Origin of the sequence: Treponema maltophilum ATCC 51939 (genome assembly GCF_000413055.1) — a bacterium.
GTDB classification, from domain to species: domain Bacteria; phylum Spirochaetota; class Spirochaetia; order Treponematales; family Treponemataceae; genus Treponema_C; species Treponema_C maltophilum.
The window spans coordinates 2,305,260-2,321,940 of sequence record NZ_KE332518.1 but is presented as its reverse complement, the minus strand read 5'-3'; the positions used below and the strand labels follow the sequence as shown (position 1 = coordinate 2,321,940).

Sequence of the window (16,681 nt, the reverse complement as noted above, 5' to 3'; positions counted from 1 at the left end):
GATATATTTTTAAAGTTACCTCTGAAAACTGCAGTTTTCGGAGGTAACTTTACTGCATTTCGCGCATAATCCGTAAAGCACTGTCCGGCTCGTATCTAGAATAAACCGATGCTTTTGCCGTATGTGCGAAACAAGCATTCCCATTTGAGAGCAGTCAAGGTGAATCAATGCGCCGCAGCCGGTGCATTTTAAATGATAGTGTTCGCCGCAGTCGGCTCGGTCGCTTATGTACTGAAAGCAGGCTTTTTCGCCTTCACCTGCGCTGTACTTACGTATGCAGCCGTCTTTTACGAGCTTATCCAGTGTGCGGTATACCGTTGCGAGCGCGGGCGCGTTTGCCTTGTCGGCTTTGCTTAACGCATAAAACAGTTCTTCCGCCGTAAAATGCCTTTCCTGCGCGTCTTTCAGGCAGCGTATAATACGCTCGCGCTGCTTGGTATTGTACGATTCCCTCGCTTTATCTGCCATATATGAAAATGATAATCATTCTCATATATAAAGTCAAGAGGGAAATTAAGTAAAAAAGAAAATACCGTAAAGGCGGCCTCCTATCCCAATCGCGGTTTAATCTGTGAAGAATTTGCACGTTTGATTTTCGTTTTAATTTTTGCGCGGTTCAAGGGGATAGAGAAAAAGTTAATTACCTTTTCTCTATCCTCGACAAATTTTAAATTACGTTTTTGAACAGCCCGAATCAAAAAGCCGTTATTTATAACCTTTCGGTTGTTTAAGCGATTTTTTGATTGCCGAAGCGAAGGACGCGATTTCTTTAAATTTATCGTGCTGCTTCAGTTCCGTGCCGAGCTGGTAGACGAACGGCAGTTTCGGCCGATCCTTTGCCGCTACGCCGTTCAGGAACAGAATTTCGTCGTAATAGGTGTACTGATCCTGATTGTACGGTCGGGCGTTATAGGGAGCCGCGCGTCCGATTTGCTGCGCCCACGTATCGAGCATACCTTGCGGGGCATTTTCCGGCGGATTGAGCTGGCGCGTAATACCGAAATACTTATAGTTGTCGCTTCGGGTATTTGTAAACGCTTCAAAGCCGCGCACTTCAAAATCGGTTTTTCCGTCTTTTGAGAAAAATCCCAAGATCAGCCGCATGGTGGCATCTTCGTCGACCGGGAAGTTTTTTTGCGAAACGGTTAAATCGTATTCGGCATTTTTAAATGATGTGCCGCTTGAACCGAAGCCGAACTGTATCGGACCGAGCAACGGATCGACGGGATAACTTTGCGCAGGGATGCTTAAAAATTCCTTCCATTCTTTAAACGATGCCGCATAGCGGGGAATTACGTAGTCGGTCATAAAGGCCATGTCCAAATTGTGCCCGCTGCGTATTGAAGATGTGGAGTCGGTTTTCGTTACGACGTACAAACCTCCGGGAAGCGGCAAAGCGAAACATACGGCTTCGGCGTCGGCAAAGGGCAGGCTCCAATAGTTGACGAGCCATGTGCGGCCGTAGATGTCCTTGTGCGTGTTGGAGCGGGAAGGCTGTCCGTAAGAGGTTACGGCAACGCGTTCCGTTCCGACCGTGCGGTACATGCGCGATGCGCTTAAAAGATAATCCATGTACAGCTTCGGGGAAGAAATCAATTCTTCCATGCCGACGTTATCCGGCTTTTGTATAAACGCCATGGTAAAATTCAGCATGCGTCCGTACGAAACGCTGCCGTTTTGCGGCAGTTTGTAATCGTTTATTTCGTTCGGTTTATAGGCGCCCCATTTTTTGTTGTCCGTTCTCACAAGGGTAAGGGGAAAACGGGCCATCCACGGCGTGTACAGGATTTCGACCGAGCCGTCGGCTTTGTTAAAGCCTTCTTCGCCGGCGAAGTCGAAGCGTTTTTGAATGTCTTTTATAATGCCCGCGATAAACGCGTTGTAGTCGGCAAGCAGCGTGCGGCGTACGTCGGTCAGTTTTGCGGGGAGCTTTTGCTTATAATCGTATATGTAAAAGAATTTTTCCGCAATGATGTTCGGCATGACGTAATGGAGCGGGGAGTGAACGGTTCCCGTTCCGTGCGGAACGTTTTTCGTTTCGGCAAAGGGCAGCGCGTAATTGAGGTTTTCGTTTGCGCTTTTCATCGTAATAATGCCCAGCACGTCGCCTTCGGGGGTAATGAGCGGCCCGCCGGAATTGCCGGGGCTTGCGGCTGCGGAAAAGCGCAGCCACTTCCACGCACCGCTTTCTTCTTCAAAGGTTTGGCTTGTTAAAAGACCGTTGCGGATAATGATTCCTTCGCCGAGCGCATTCCCGACCGAAAAGGTTTGCGTGTTTAAAGCCGCATCGGTTTTTGCCGAAAGCCCCTTGCTTTTTTGCGTATAGCCTTCCGCCGTAAACACGATAAAGTCCCGGTCGGTTGCAAACGATAAAAGAGAGTCGACCTTATAGACGGTTCCGTCGTGCGCGCGCAGGTAATAATCGGTATACTGACTTTCTTCGGTCAAACCGAACACGTGTGCGGCCGAATAAAACAGGCCGTCGTCCATTAAAAACGCCGTTCCGATCGGCAGATATTTGTCGTTGCGGATTGCGAACGGAATCCGTTCCATCGGAAGCGGCTTTTCGTATTCGATTGCCCCTTCTTCGGGTTTAAGAACGACGACTTCAAAGACGGCATCATTCAGCTTTGCCAATACTTCGGGTTTCAGTACTGCTTGTGCGGTCAAAAGCGGCATAAAAATCATGCACGCTATAAAAGCGAAAAAACGCTGCACTTTCATACAAACTCCTATAAAAAGTTTTATCCGAAACCGCAGCCTCGGATATAAAAAGTTTTTGAGGAAGCGTAGAGCCTGCGGCTCTGTTCCGTAAAGAACCGGTTTACGCGCCCGCTCACCGCAGGCTGCGAATCAGCTTCCGAAAAAGTTTTTAAGGAAGCGTCAGCCCTCGTATACAGAATACCCTATTGTGCGGTATTCTGCAAGAACAGTGTTCGGTATGAACGAAAATCGGATAGGAATATTTATCGCTTTTGGCCCGGACGGGGAAAATCCCGGCAGTGAAAATCCAGCGTAACCGGCTTACAACAATAGAAGCGATAGAGGGCTATGTGAAATCGATAAAAAGGCGCCAATCAGAATCGAACTGATGCATGGCGGTTTTGCAGACCGCTCCCTTACCGCTTGGGTATGGCGCCGTGCAATCAAACGCGTGCATTTGTGCGTGCGCGCTTAATTACAACAATAGTATATGTTTTTTCGGCGCTCTTGTCTAGTATTAAAACGGCGCTTTGTGTATAATGTTTTTTATCTATATGCATTTTCCCGTTTTTCTTCGCACCAGCTTATGCTGCCTCTTTTCGGCCGTTTGCCTCGCGCTTTCGGCCGTGCCCGACAACGAACCGATTACTTTTTGGAGCGATTATCCGAACGAAGAATTGGCGGACGCCATTTGTTCGCGAATGACCGACGAAGAGTTGTTTGCGCAAATCCTTATGTTCGGCTGGGCGGGGCAGGAGCCCTCGCCGCTTTTAATCGAATGGGTTTCGCGGCGCGAATTGGGAAGCGTTAAGGTGTTCGGCTGGAATACCGACGACATCATCCTTGTCGCAAAATCGATTACTCTGTTGCAGCAAAAAGCTCAGTCGGGCCGGTTTAAAATACCGCTGTATGTTGCAACCGATCAGGAAGGCGGGCAAATTCGGCACGTTAAGGGCAAAACCAGCGAAACGCCCGGCAATTTGGCAATCGGGGCTTCGTCGTACCCGGCCGATGCGTGGTACAGCGGATTTTACATTGCCAAAGAACTTAAAGCGCTCGGCATAAACATGAATTTTGCTCCGACGGTCGATTTATATACAAACCTTAATTCAAGCGTAATCGGCAGCCGCGCCTTCGATTACGATCCCGATTTTGCCGGCGTTATGGGCGCGTCTTTTGCGGCGGGTACCATGGCCGCAGGCGTTATTCCGACGGCAAAGCATTTTCCCGGCCACGGCGACACGGGAGCCGATTCGCACGGGAAGCTGCCGGTTATCGACATCGATTTGAAAACGCTTGAAGAACGCGAGCTTGTTCCTTTTAAATATCTGGTGCGGGAAAATATTCCGGCGGTTATGTCGGGGCATTTAAGCTTTCCGCAGATTCTTCCGGGAAATAGACCGGCTTCTCTTTCGAGCTTTTTTTTAACCGATTTATTGCGCAATAAAATGGGCTTTAAAGGATTGATAATAACCGACGATATGATGATGAACGGAGCGACTTCTTATACCGGCGCCGCTTCGACCGCGGTTGCGCTTGCCGTGGAAGCGGGGAACGATATCATTATTTCGTCGACGACGGCCCAATGGGAAGAACCTTTATGGCGCGCCAATATCGACAAAATGAAACGTGATGCGGGTTTCAAAAAAGCGGTGTTCCGTGCCGCCCGCCGCGTTATACTTTCCAAACTGAATTATTTTAAAAGCGGCAATGCGGTTCCGCTTTTCCCCGATATAAACGCCGTCGCAAAAAACGTTCCCGATCCGGGAGCGGACACCTTTTTTACGGCTTTGGCCGCACGCGCGATAACCTTGTATAAGGGCGGAATTTTCCCGTATGCGCCGGAAAAAGCCGCAGCGGAACGCATTCTTGCGGCCGGACAGTTTCAGGATTTTTTTCTTGAAACGTCGCGGCGCTACGGGCAAACGCGCTATTTCTTTTTCGGTTATACGCTCGACGCCGAGCAAATACGCGAAAAAGCCGAAGAGCTTGCTTTTGCGGCAAAAAACAGCGATACGGTTATTTTTTGCGTCGCAAACGACGTGTCGCGCAGGGTTGTACGGAACGCGGCCGCTCTTTTAAAAGGAAGCGGCAAAAAATTGATCGTCATTTCGGTTTTGGAGCCGGTTCACGTTCTCGACTTCGATTGGGCCGATACGATTTTGTTGGCGTACAGCTATTCGCCGTTTTCGTTCCGGGCGGCGCTTTCGGCTCTTGCAGGCGATTATATGCCGCAGGGCAGACTGCCGCTCGATGTTCGGAAATCGCAGTGAAACCGTTCAGTTTGGCTCCGATTACGGAAAACGACTTGAATGACGTGCAGGAATTTTTACTTCCCCGCGAACGGTTTTGCGCGGCCTTGGTAAGTCTTTTTGCGAACCGCCCGGCGGCGGAAGCGCAGGCGCGTTTTTTGCTTCCCGCTTCGGGCGCGTGCGGCATACTCAGGCATCGTACGGAAATTATCGGCGTGTTGTATATATCGCCTTCGGGGCTTGTGTATCATTGCCTGCCGCTTTCGGCATTCTCTCCGGACGAACGTGAACAAATCGCCGCGCTGTGTGCCGCCTTTCCGAAAGGGAGCGCGGTTTCGAGCATTGTCGGATGTTTTGAAGCAAGCCGCTTTTTGGAGCGCTGTTTTAAACTGTGCCCCAAAGAAGCGCGCTTCTATAAGCTGATGTGCGCGGACACACAAGCGGAAAACGAGGGCAGCCGTACGGAACGGGACGTTCATCGGAGCGAACCTTCGCCCCGATCCTTTCCGAACGGACTTTCCGTCCGCCGCTGCCGCAGCGAACATGCACCGTTTTTGTTTCCGCTTGTAAAGGCGTACTACGAAGAGGAAGTGCTGCCTTCATGGATGAAGGTTGACGACGAAACGCTTAAACTGCTCACGGCCGGAAGGCTGCGCACGCAATTTATGTTCGGTTTGGAACTGCCGGACGGCTCTTTTGCCGCAACCGCCGGAACGAACAATATCGGTATACACTGCGCCCAGCTCGGAGGCGTTTACACGCTGCCTTCATTCCGCCGCAGGGGCTGCGCATCTTTTTTACTGCGTCGGGTGTGTGAAGAATTGCGGTCGCATGGCTACAGCCCCGTGCTTTTTGTCCGCAGCGAAAATAAAGCGGCGCTGGCCTTGTACGAAGGCTGCGGGTTTTCCGGTTGCGGCGACTACGCGATTTCGTATTATTGAAAGGACGAAGTATAAGTCCGATAATCGATTTTAAATTAGACTCACAAAAATATACTATTTCAGTATGAATCGAACGGTTCCGTCGCCGGCATGCGCTGTAAAGATCCGGCCGACCGGCTTTCGGCAATTGCGCGCAAAAGTGCAATCGATAAACTTTTGGACGACTTTTGCGCGTGCATAGAAATACATTATTGATTTTAATCCCGTTACGCTTTGTTCCGGCGTGAATCTATAAAGCGGGCGGCATACACAAAAGGCGTGTCGGCAAGGCTTGTCGCAATGTAGATAACATAGGTTGAAAACGTTATGGACACAAGTGTTTGTACCGTGTACACGCCGAAAAAGGCGCCCCACGTAAAAAGGACGGTGTTGAGAAGCTGGGACACCAGCGTAGAGCCGTTGTTGCGCAGCCATAAAAATCCCTTTTTGGTTTTAAAGCGTTTTTCGGTAAAATTCCACCATGCGTGGTATAACCATACGTCAAAAAATTGCGAAACAATATAGGCTGCAAGCCCTGCGGCCATAACGCGCGGCGTGTTCGAAAAAACGGCTTTCATGTTTCCCATAACCCAATCGTTTTGCGACGGGGTGAATGCCAGCCAATATTGTGAACACACGATAAACAAAACGGATGTAACGCAGCCGTAGACAACCGCCCTTTGCGCCGCCTTTTTGCCGTATAATTCGCTCAAAATATCGGTAACTAAAAACGTCGATGCGAACAGCACATTGCCGAGCGTTTGTTCGAGCCCGAAAGCTTTGATTAAAATCAGCACTTCGATATTTGCGGCAATCGTCGCGATAACAGTCCACAGGTACATGCCCGCTTCTTTAAAAAGGCGCAGTAGCACAAGCACCGTTCCGAAGTAAAGAAACACGGAACAGATAAGCAGAATTTCGTTTTTCATAAAAACTCCGTAGTTTTGTTTTACGGCAGGATGGTTTCGAACTGCCGGCTTCGATTCGAAGCTGTGCCGATTATAACAAAACTCGAAAGAAAACACAACGCGCGGAAAAGACGTGCAAAAACGACGCCTTCCGTGCTCATTTCCGTTCAAAATAAATCCCTGCGTCGCTCCGCGCCGACGAACTCTTGTCTCGCTTTAAAAAAGACTATACAATAAGTTCCTTGAGGAGTTGTTAAAAACTTTATCGGAAGCGTAAGCTTTCCGCAAAAGTTTTTATAGGAGTACGCAAATGAAAAAACGCTTTTCGATGAGAAAACGCCTGCTGCTTATTTTCGGCATTTTAATTTTGACCGCGAATTTCATACAGGGCGTGTTGGCCGCCCGCGTCGCGCGCACTACCGTAACGGAGCGAATCGCCCTCCAGCTTACCGACAACGCAAAAAACATTGCCGATCTTGTCGACGCAAGGCTCGATGCCGTTTTTCAAATTTTGGAAAACACGGCAAAGATACCGCAGCTGCGTTCTTCGGCGTATTCGCGCAAGGAACAGCTCCTTTTACTGGAAAAAGAAGCGGCTCTTAACTCGCGCATAGTGGGATTTATTATTGCCGATGCCGGCGGCACCTGTTATGCATTCGACGGCAACATCGTTTCGGTAACGGACAGAAGATGGTTCAACTCCGCGATCAAAGGCAAAAAATACATATCGGAACCGCAGGTTTCGAAAGGTTCTTCGCAGATTATGATAACCTTTTCCGTCCCCGTATACGGAGACGACGGCAGCGTCATCGCCGTTTTGGCTGCCGACACAAAAGCTTCTCTTTTGTCCGAAGATATTGCCGATATAGTCGTCGGCGACACGGGCTTTTGCTACATCATAGGCGAAACGGGCGATACGATAGCGTATCCGGATTATTCGGTTGTCGTAGCCGGAAGCAACAGGCAAAAGGAAGCCGCGTCGAACGCCGACTTTGCATCGATTGCCGCATTCGAAAAACAGGCACAGGAAAGCCTCGTTCCGGCAGTCGGCTATTTCAGCTACGACGGAGAACGTAAAATCGCCTCGTACGCGAAGATAAAAGCGGCGAATTGGACGGTTATCATCAATGCACCGATGAATGAATTTATGCGCTCGATCCGAAGTCTGCGCAGGAATATAACCGTGCTCGGAGTCATTCTGCTTGTCGTTTCGATTATTGCCATATACTTTGTTGCACGGCAATTCGTGCGTCCGATCCGAAATGTCGTTACGGTTTTGCAGGATATCGCTCAGGGAGAAGGCGATTTAACCGTGCGTCTGCCCGTAAAAGGCAATGACGAAATGACCGATTTGTCGGAATATTTTAACCGGACGATCGAAAAAATCGGCTCGTCGATAAAGTCGGTCGGCGAAAGCGGCTCGGAAATGCAGCATATCGGAAACGAGCTTTCAAGCAACATGAGCCAGACGGCAAGCGCAATACACGAAATAAGCGCGAATATCGAAAACATAAAACGGCAAACGTTAACACAAACGTCAAGCGTTACCGAAACGGCCGCGACCACCGAGCAAATCATCCGTACGATAAAACAGCTTAACGCCAGCATCGAAAGTCAGGCGGCGAGTGTTGAAGAATCTTCGTCGGCAATCGAACAGATGGTTGCGAACATCGCTTCGATTACGCAAACACTCGAAAAAACCGACGGCACCATTAAAAATCTTGCCTCCGCAACCGAAGACGGAAAAGGCACTATTGTAACCGCAACTTCGGTAACGCAAAAAATCAACGAAGAATCCGCCGGATTGATGGAAGCGTCGAACGTCATTCAGCATATTGCAAGCCAGACGAACCTTTTGGCAATGAACGCCGCCATCGAAGCCGCCCATGCGGGCGAAGCGGGCAAAGGCTTTGCGGTTGTCGCCGATGAAATCCGCAAACTCGCCGAAGAATCGAGCACTCAGGGTAAAAACATCACGGCGACGCTCAAATCGCTTTCGGGAGAAATTGAAGCTTTGTCTTCCGCGGCAAAAACGGTCGAAGATAAATTCAATGTTATTTTTGCGCTCTCCGAACAAGTGCGGGACATGAGTACGCGCCTGACCGATGCGATGAAAGAACAGGAACACGGCAGCAAAGAAGTGTTGGCCGCAATCCGCGACATCAATTCCGTTACCGCACAGGTAAAAAACGGTTCCGACGAAATGCTTATCGGCGGCGAAAACGTTGCGCAGGAAATGCATAAGCTGGACGAACTGACCCGCGTCATCGGCGAGGGCATGAACGAAATGGCCGCCGGTACGGTGCAGATAAACAATGCCGTGCAGGAAGTCAACGAAATTACGCAAAAGAATAAACGCAACATCGAGAACTTGGTAAAGGAAGTGCACAAGTTCAAAGTGTAATCGCACCGAATGAAGGGAGAATCTTTAAATATGAACGAGGAGTCGGTTAAGGATGTTTTCAGCCGGTTCGCTTTGTACGGCGATTTGGAATCTTTTAAATCGTTCGGTAAGGGCCACATAAACAATACGTTTCTTTCTACATGGAATCAGGCCGGTACAAAGGTGCGTTATACGCATCAACGCATCAATAAAAATGTATTTAAAGAGCCCGAAAAAGTTATAGAAAACATTCGCGCCGTTACGCATCATATTTACGAAAAGGCGCGGCTGCAAAAAGACGATCCGATCGGCTCAAGCAGGCGTACGCTTACCCTTGTACCGGCAAAGGACGGTTTGTTTTATTATAAGGATGACGAGGGCGAATATTGGCGCACGTATTTGTTTATTGAAAACGCATCGACCTTTGAACTTATGGACAACCCCGTTTTGGCGTATAAAGTAGGCTGCGCCGTCGGGACCTTTCAAAAGCAGCTTTCCGATTATGCGGGGCCGCCGCTTCACGAAACGATTCCGGTTTTTCACAATATGAAAAGCCGCTACGTTCAGCTCGATACCGCCGCTTCCGACAACAAGGCCGGAAGACTTGATTCGGTGCGGGAGGAATTCGACTTTTTGCAAAAAAACCGCAGCCGCGGCATGATTTTAACGGACGGCCTTGAAAGCGGAAAGTTGAAAAAAGGCATTACGCACAACGACACCAAATTGAACAACGTTTTGTTTGACGATGCGACCGGAGAAGCGATCTGTCTTATCGACCTCGATACGGTTATGCCGGGAACCGTGCTTTTCGATACGGGCGATCTTATCCGCACGGCGAGCAACACCGGAGCCGAAGACGAACGCGACCTTTCCAAAGTCGGCTTTAACACGGATTTATTCCGCGCGCTTATAGACGGCTACACGGAAAAAGCCGCCGATTTTTTAACCGACTACGAAAAAAGCCTTATCGCCGAATCCGGCAGGATTCTCACTCAAATAATGGCCGTGCGCTTTTTAACCGATTATTTAAACGGCGATGTGTATTACAAGATTGAACGACCGTCGCACAACCTTGACCGCGCGCGCACGCAAATTAAGCTTATGCAGTCCATGGACGGTCAATGGGATCGTATTCAAAATATCGTGCATGATTTGTGCCGCAAAAACACTGCCGCCTCCGCGGTTTCGGGAACGGCGAAAATCTGAATTGCGGATTTTCGCGAACGAGGACAAAATGGGAGAAAAACGCACGCCGAATCTTAAACCTCGTGCCGTACTCTCTTGTTCGGCATTCTTTTATGCCGCGCTTATGCGTACTGCGCTCTTGTGCGCCCTGTTGCCCTACGCGGTGCTTTTTTGCATCTCTTTAACCGGCTGCAGCGAAAAACGTGAAAACATAAAAATCGTTTATTGGTCGATGTGGCGCGAAGGCGAACCGCAAGCTCAGGTTATCGCTGAGGCGGCAGCCGCTTTTACGCGCGAAAATTATATCGATGTCGATATTGTCTTTAAAGGCCGCGATATCCGCACTTCGCTGATTTCCGCCCTCGATGCCGGAGAAAAAATCGACTTATTCGACGAGGACATCGAGCGGGTTGCCGTTTTTTGGGGCGAATACCTTTTGCCGCTCGACGAATATGCGGAAAAAGCCTATCCGGGCACCGAGGGAAAGCCGTATTATTCCGTTTTAAATAAAACACTGTACGCACTCGCAAAAGAACTCGGAGGCGGAAGCGTCAAAAACATTCCGTACCAACCGTCCGCATCCGTGGTTATGTACAATAAGGATTTGTTTGCAAAAGCCGGCATTCAAAGAACGCCTAAAACATGGAGCGAATTCCTTCGCGCCTGCGAAAAACTGAAAGCAATCGGCGTTCCCGCAATTACGGTTGACGACGCCTATATGGCAAACCTGTTCGGGTACAACATGGATCGCTTGGTCGGTGCTCAGGCGGCCGCCGACATGGTGCGGCGGAAAAACTTTACGGGAACTCAAGTGCTCGAATTCGGTAAAATTTGGGAAAACATGGCAAAAAAAGGCTACATAAGCCCGAAGGCCGCATCCAACGTATGGCCCGCCGGACAAACCGAAGAAATGGCCCGCGGAAAAGCCGCAATGTATTTAAACGGAACCTGGCTTCCGAACGAAATAAAAGAACTCGCGCCCGACTTGAATTGGGGAGCCTTTGCGTGGCCGGCAATGTCGCCGAAGGGCGACGGCACCGAAGCGAACCATTACGGCAGCCAAAGTTTTGCCGTCAATAAAAACAGCCGGCATCCCGAGGCCGCGTTCCGCTTTATCGTATGGCTTACAACGGGCGAATGGGACGAACTGCTCGCCGAGCGAACAATCGGTATTCCGGCCGGCAACAACACGCCCTGGCCCGTACAGCTTGCAGACGCACGGGCGATTGTCGATAACACGACGAAACGCTTGCCGTGGGCTGTCGGCATGGAACGCAATCGGGAAATCAATTTAAAAATACAAGAAAATTTTAAAAAGCTTATACGGGGCGATTTGGACGCGGCGGGCTTTACAAACGCGATGCGAATCGAACGCAGGCACGGCGGCAATCAGGAATTCTGAAAAACCGGTTTTAGAAAAATAAAAACGTCCGATCCCCGACGAATAGGCCGGACGTTCCTTACCTTTACTTTTCGTTGCGCAATTCAGTTCGCGGAAACGATGCGGTAACTTACGCGCACGGGCTTATCGGGAAGCTTTTCCTGCGTTTTTTTGCCGACCGAAAAGAAGGGCATAAGATTGTTAACGCTGTCTTTTACCGGCGTGACGTTTTCCGCCATCTTCGTTCCGTTTATAAAACAATTGTAGGTGCCGTCGGCATTGCGCGTAACCTTTAAAGTGTTTACGCTTCCGTAGCCTTTTTTAACGCTCGACGTTTCGTACAAATAAGCGGTATTCGCCTTGTTCGGTTCAACCAAGTCGGTATAGGTTGAAGCGGTTACGCCGTATAATGCGTACTCGCCGTCTACGGTAATTTCGAACCGGATGTAGGACGAAAGCTTGCCCTTGTCGTCCGCAATATAACCGAATACAAGGCCGAAAGCGCTTTTTGAGTATCCGCTTTCTTTTTTGAATTCGACCTCGGCCGAGGAAAAATCCTTCAGTTCATCGCCGGTATAAAAATAGCCGGTTTGAACCGTATCGGACATTTCGTTTTCCTGCCATTGTCCCGTAATTTGATTTGAACCGGAACCGTCCGCACCGCTGTTTTTCGGTGCGCTTTTACACGACAGTATGCATGCCGCCGCACACATAACTGCGGCACAAAAAACCGTTTTGGTTAAAAAAGATATTGCGCTTTTCATACATATATCATACCATAAAAGCGTAAAAAAAGCCAGTGGTAAAAAGTCCTTCAAACAATACCGCTGCTTTTTACGGGAGGAAACATGTCCGGCGAAATAAAAGCGCTCGTATCAAAAGAAGACACCTTCGACAAGTTGGAAATACGGCTCGGTCAAATTATCGATGCGGAACTCGAACCTGCCGCCCCGAAAAAGGCATACAAGCTGACAGTCGATTTCGGAAAATTCGGCAAAAAAATAAGCGTCGGCTGTTTTACCGAACACGATATCTCCGACATCAAAGGCAAAAAAGTCCTCGGCGTGCTCAACTTCGAACCGCGTAAAATCGGGAACACCGTGTCCGAAGTTCTTATTTTAGGCGTTCAGTTTCCCCGCGCCGAAAGCGGCGAAGCCACATTTATAACGCCGCTCGCGCAAGACGCAAAAATCGGCGGGAAGCTGTTTTAGGTGCGGGGAGCCGCCCTTCCGTATTTTTCATACAGGCTTTCCTGTGCACGTACGGCTTTTTCTCCCGCTCGCGGGTTTTTCATTGTCCACGTACCGTCGGCGTTGAGCGTATGCGAACGAGTGTTGTCGGCAAAATACAGTTCCAGCGTATCTTTTATATCCCGGAACTGCGTTTCGCGGGTAACGGGAACCATAAGTTCCACGCGCCTGTCGAGGTTCCGGCTCATCCAATCGGCGCTCGAAAGGTAGAGGTCTTCGGCGCCGCCGTTTTGAAAATAAAAAATACGCGAATGTTCCAAAAAGCGGTCGACTATGCTGACGACTTCAATATGTTCGCTGAGATTTTTTACCCCCGGAACAAGCATGCAAACGCTGCGGACGTTCAGCATAATGCGCACATGAGCGCCGCTTGCTTCGTACAAGGCTTTGATAATATCCGGATCGCCGAGCCCGTTCATTTTTGCAACAATAAGCCCCGGCTTTTCGGCCGACGAAAAACGGCATTCGCGCCGTATCAAATATAAAAGCTGTGATTTTAAATTGACGGGCGATAGGTACAGGTTTTTCAAAGCCCGAATTTCGGAACGTCCCGAAATCATGTTAAAAAAAGTTTCGGCGTCGTTTGCCGTTGCGGGATCCGACGTAAATAGCGACAAATCGGAATATTGGCGCGCCGTTTTTTCGTTGTAATTTCCCGTCGCCGTGTGAACGTAACGGACAACTTTCCGCCCTTCGCGTCGGACAACGAGCAGCATTTTTGCGTGAACTTTTAAATCGCCGATTTTATATTTTACGTGCGCTCCGCTGCGCTGCAAACGGCGCACCCAGCGGATATTCCGCCGCTCATCAAAACGGGCTTTAACTTCAACAAAAACCGTTACCCGCTTGCCGCTGCGCGAAGCGCGCTCAAGCGCCTTTATAACAGCCGAATCGCCGCTCGTGCGGTACAGCGTCATTTTTATATCCGACACGGCAGGATCGTCGGCCGCATCGTTTATAAAACGCAGAACGGGATCGTATGATTCGTACGGAAGGTGCAGCAAAATGTCCTGCCGTTTTAAAACGTCCCACAAGGGTTCATCGGGATCGAGGCAGGCAGGATACAGCGGCTCCCGCGCAGGGTACCGCAGGTGAGCAAAACCTTTCGCGTCGGCAAGTTTGTTCAGCGACGCGACGCCGATAATCGAAGGTGAAACGTATACGTCGCGCTCCTGCAGCTTCATTTTTTCGGCAAGAATGTGCGTAAGGGCGGGACTTCCGGTCGTGCAGATAAGGCGCACGGGAGAAGAAAAGCGGCGCTTGGCAAGATTTTTTTTCAAAGCGCGTATAAAAAGTTCTTCGCGTTCTTCCTGTACGGGAGGGCCCGCATCGCCGACTGTCTTAAAAATAAGGCTTTGCCGAATCGGACGGCCGCCGAACAGCCGCTCGCCGAAGGCTAAAATAATATCGTCGAGGAGGGTAAAACGATACCGACTTGTCCCCGCGCAAATTTTTACGGGATTTTTTGCGCAACTTTCTGCTTTGTTTTCCGTCGCGAGCGGCGCAGCGCATTCGGTGTGTGCCGGCAGCGGAACGATGCGCTCCGTTTTCGCAGGAAGCGGAACCAAAGCAATACGTTTTTCTTCAGACAGTGCTCTGGCAAGCCCGTTGTCGGCAAGACGGTCGAGGAAAAAAGCGGCGTATAAGCGCATGTTTTCGACGCGCGGAAGTTTACCGTTTTCGGAACATTCCGACGGGGCAAGACGCGGAAGAACCCGTTCGCAAAAAAAACGTTCGGCAAAACGCTTTTCGTCTGCGGTAAAATCTTTCGACTTTACATACACCAAGCCTTTTTGCGCAAGAAGGGGCAAAAGTTCTTCGTGCAGCGTGTTATGCTGAATCGTAAAAAGTTCATGTACACGGCGGGATACGGCATCAAGACATTCGCCCGGACTCAACAGCGAATCGTCCCGTTGCTGCGGGTTTGCGTTTAAGCGGCGCTTTAATTCCGCAACGCGCACCATAAAAAATTCGTCAAAATTCGACGATACGATGGCAAGGAATTTCAAACGCTCCAAAAGCGGATTTTCCGCACGCTTCGCTTCGGCAAGAACTCGTGCGTTGAATTCTATCCACGACAATTCTCTGTTAAAAAAAACGGTTTTTTGTTTTTCGCGCGACGTTTTTGTTTTCAAAGCGTTCCGCTTCTTACAGTTTGTCTATGAGCATCGAGCATTTTCCCGAAGGAATCGGAAGCGTTTTTTTCTTTTGCCCGAGAATGTTTATCGTAAAATAATAGAGCTTTTCGCTTTCCATTTGGATTTCCCAGCCGCGCAGACTTTTATTCGATAAAATCGTAATCATATTGCGTTTGAGCGACAGGTTTTCAATGCCCATAATTTCCAAATTCGGAATTATCCAATCGACGGTCTTTCGCGGCAAACTTATCGATAAACCGATAACGTTTTCGATCATTAAAGCGATTGTCGACAATCCGGCAAAGGGTACATCCCGTTTGCGCGGAAAAGAGGGGTTCCCGCTCAATTTTGCGATTCCTTCTTTGCCGGGCAAATACGCTTCCCACAAGTCGCCTTTTTCGTTGCCGTGCGGGAACATGCCGTCCAAAATATAATACAGGTGCCGAATCGACGCTTCGCGCGCCAAATCGTAACGCTGATATTTTTCCAAGCCTTTTATAACCATAAAATTAAAGGCCGGGAATACGCTGCCGCGGTAGCCTTCTCCGTTTTGGCTGAATTTTTTTTCGTCCGCCGAAAGCGTCGGAAACGGATGCTCAGTGCCGAAGGTTTTCGGATTCGTTAAGTGCGAAATAAGCTGTTCGGCCTTATCTTCATTGGGAATTTCGGCCAAAAGCGGCCAAAAGCCCGCGATCGTTTTGTGCTGAAGTTTTTCACCCTTTTCGTTTAAATCCTGATAAAAGCCCGCATCCGCGTTCCACATAAGCGAATTGATGCGGGTTTTAAGCGAAAAGTACAGCCGCTTGTATTGAAAATTCAAATCTTTTTCATTCAAAATGTCGCCCAAGGCCGCCATGTACAAGGCGCCGACAGCCATTGCACTGTTAAAATCGACCGGATAGGCAACCTTATCCCGCGGAGAATTGAACATGGTGCCGGCTTGTGCCGGAACGGCATAGAGCCCGTTTTCCCTTTTAAAATTGTTTTCGATCCACGTCATGTATTTTTGCAAAACGGGCATTACTTCTTTTATGCGCCTTTTATTTGCCGATTTATGGTACAGATTGTATTCCGCCCACGCAAACAGGGGCAAGCCGATCCCTTCGGGATTTTCTTTTGTTACGACGGGAGAATCGTCCGCCGCATTGTATTTCCAACGTATGGCGCCGCTGTCTTCCCGGCGCTCATACAGGTAATCGAGGTTTTGATGGGCCGGAAAATTGCGGTTCGAATACACCAAAAAGAAAGAAGAAAAAATCGATTCGAGCTGATCTATAACCGAGCTTTGATTTTCTTCCCGATATACAAAATATCCGTCGTCGGATTGCGCTCCCGTGTGCGGATCTTTCCAAAAATCCTGAACCCATGACCATGTTTTATCGTATATGTCTACAAAATCCTGATCGTAAAAATGGATCTTGGGAAAATCGCGTTTATTCACAGATACTCCTTGCAGTTATGCGATTTCCGGCTGAGCCGTATAATAATAAGTATATCACAACTTTCGGAAAAAGGGTATAAAAAGATATAATTTTAAGCAAAATTCGACACTTGAAAGCGC

The 16,681-nt window shown here is 49.3% G+C and carries 12 protein-coding genes and 1 tRNA gene; 6 read left to right on the top strand and 7 right to left on the bottom strand.

Annotated elements, in window-relative coordinates:
• Positions 1–15 precede the first annotated feature (15 nt).
• From HMPREF9194_RS10695 to HMPREF9194_RS10685, 3 genes are all read right to left on the bottom strand, one after another.
• Positions 16–468: a Fur family transcriptional regulator gene (locus HMPREF9194_RS10695; RefSeq protein WP_016526391.1), complete on the bottom strand. Its 453-nt coding sequence runs from the start codon at positions 466–468 to the stop codon at positions 16–18.
• Positions 469–705: 237 nt separating this feature from the next.
• Complete coding sequence (locus HMPREF9194_RS10690) at positions 706–2,724, bottom strand: S1 family peptidase (RefSeq protein WP_016526390.1); 2,019 nt, start codon at positions 2,722–2,724, stop codon at positions 706–708.
• A 344-nt stretch (positions 2,725–3,068) separates the two neighbouring features.
• Positions 3,069–3,140, bottom strand: a tRNA-Cys gene (locus tag HMPREF9194_RS10685).
• Positions 3,141–3,257: 117 nt separating this feature from the next.
• Between HMPREF9194_RS10685 and HMPREF9194_RS10680 the strand changes: the two genes are divergently transcribed.
• Both HMPREF9194_RS10680 and HMPREF9194_RS10675 read left to right on the top strand, forming a co-directional pair.
• The gene (locus tag HMPREF9194_RS10680) at positions 3,258–4,976 is read left to right on the top strand and encodes a glycoside hydrolase family 3 protein (protein WP_156828035.1); all 1,719 of its coding nucleotides are present in this window, start codon (positions 3,258–3,260) and stop codon (positions 4,974–4,976) included.
• The gene (locus tag HMPREF9194_RS10675) at positions 4,973–5,896 is read left to right on the top strand and encodes a GNAT family N-acetyltransferase (protein ID WP_016526388.1); all 924 of its coding nucleotides are present in this window, start codon (positions 4,973–4,975) and stop codon (positions 5,894–5,896) included. The genes HMPREF9194_RS10680 and HMPREF9194_RS10675 overlap by 4 nt, the downstream gene beginning before the upstream one ends.
• A gap of 206 nt (positions 5,897–6,102) precedes the next feature.
• Here the strand turns inward: HMPREF9194_RS10675 and HMPREF9194_RS10670 are convergent, their stop codons facing one another.
• Positions 6,103–6,804, bottom strand: coding sequence for a queuosine precursor transporter (locus HMPREF9194_RS10670; RefSeq protein ID WP_016526387.1), 702 nt, complete (start codon positions 6,802–6,804; stop codon positions 6,103–6,105).
• A gap of 289 nt (positions 6,805–7,093) precedes the next feature.
• On the opposite strand from HMPREF9194_RS10670, the gene HMPREF9194_RS10665 reads away from it, so the two are divergent.
• From HMPREF9194_RS10665 to HMPREF9194_RS10655, 3 genes are read left to right on the top strand one after another with little or no spacing between them, the layout of a single operon-like run.
• Positions 7,094–9,187: a methyl-accepting chemotaxis protein gene (locus HMPREF9194_RS10665; RefSeq protein WP_016526386.1), complete on the top strand. Its 2,094-nt coding sequence runs from the start codon at positions 7,094–7,096 to the stop codon at positions 9,185–9,187.
• Positions 9,188–9,217: 30 nt separating this feature from the next.
• A complete protein-coding gene (locus HMPREF9194_RS10660; RefSeq protein WP_016526385.1) occupies positions 9,218–10,372 on the top strand; it encodes a phosphotransferase enzyme family protein in 1,155 nt (384 codons plus the stop codon).
• A 28-nt stretch (positions 10,373–10,400) separates the two neighbouring features.
• The gene (locus tag HMPREF9194_RS10655) at positions 10,401–11,753 is read left to right on the top strand and encodes an ABC transporter substrate-binding protein (RefSeq protein WP_016526384.1); all 1,353 of its coding nucleotides are present in this window, start codon (positions 10,401–10,403) and stop codon (positions 11,751–11,753) included.
• A gap of 83 nt (positions 11,754–11,836) precedes the next feature.
• Here the strand turns inward: HMPREF9194_RS10655 and HMPREF9194_RS10650 are convergent, their stop codons facing one another.
• The gene (locus HMPREF9194_RS10650; RefSeq protein ID WP_016526383.1) at positions 11,837–12,496 is read right to left on the bottom strand and encodes a hypothetical protein; all 660 of its coding nucleotides are present in this window, start codon (positions 12,494–12,496) and stop codon (positions 11,837–11,839) included.
• Between the two features lie 84 nt (positions 12,497–12,580).
• Here HMPREF9194_RS10650 and HMPREF9194_RS10645 point away from each other — a divergent pair, with 84 nt between their 5' ends.
• Complete coding sequence (locus tag HMPREF9194_RS10645; RefSeq protein WP_016526382.1) at positions 12,581–12,943, top strand: hypothetical protein; 363 nt, start codon at positions 12,581–12,583, stop codon at positions 12,941–12,943.
• Here the strand turns inward: HMPREF9194_RS10645 and ppk1 are convergent.
• Positions 12,940–15,117 (bottom strand): polyphosphate kinase 1, encoded by a 2,178-nt coding sequence (gene ppk1, locus HMPREF9194_RS10640; RefSeq protein ID WP_016526381.1) that lies wholly within the window; start codon positions 15,115–15,117, stop codon positions 12,940–12,942. The two genes, HMPREF9194_RS10645 and ppk1, sit on opposite strands and share 4 nt — an antisense overlap.
• Positions 15,118–15,130: 13 nt before the next feature.
• Positions 15,131–16,561 (bottom strand): MGH1-like glycoside hydrolase domain-containing protein, encoded by a 1,431-nt coding sequence (locus HMPREF9194_RS10635; RefSeq protein WP_016526380.1) that lies wholly within the window; start codon positions 16,559–16,561, stop codon positions 15,131–15,133.
• Between the last annotated feature and the right edge of the window lie 120 nt (positions 16,562–16,681).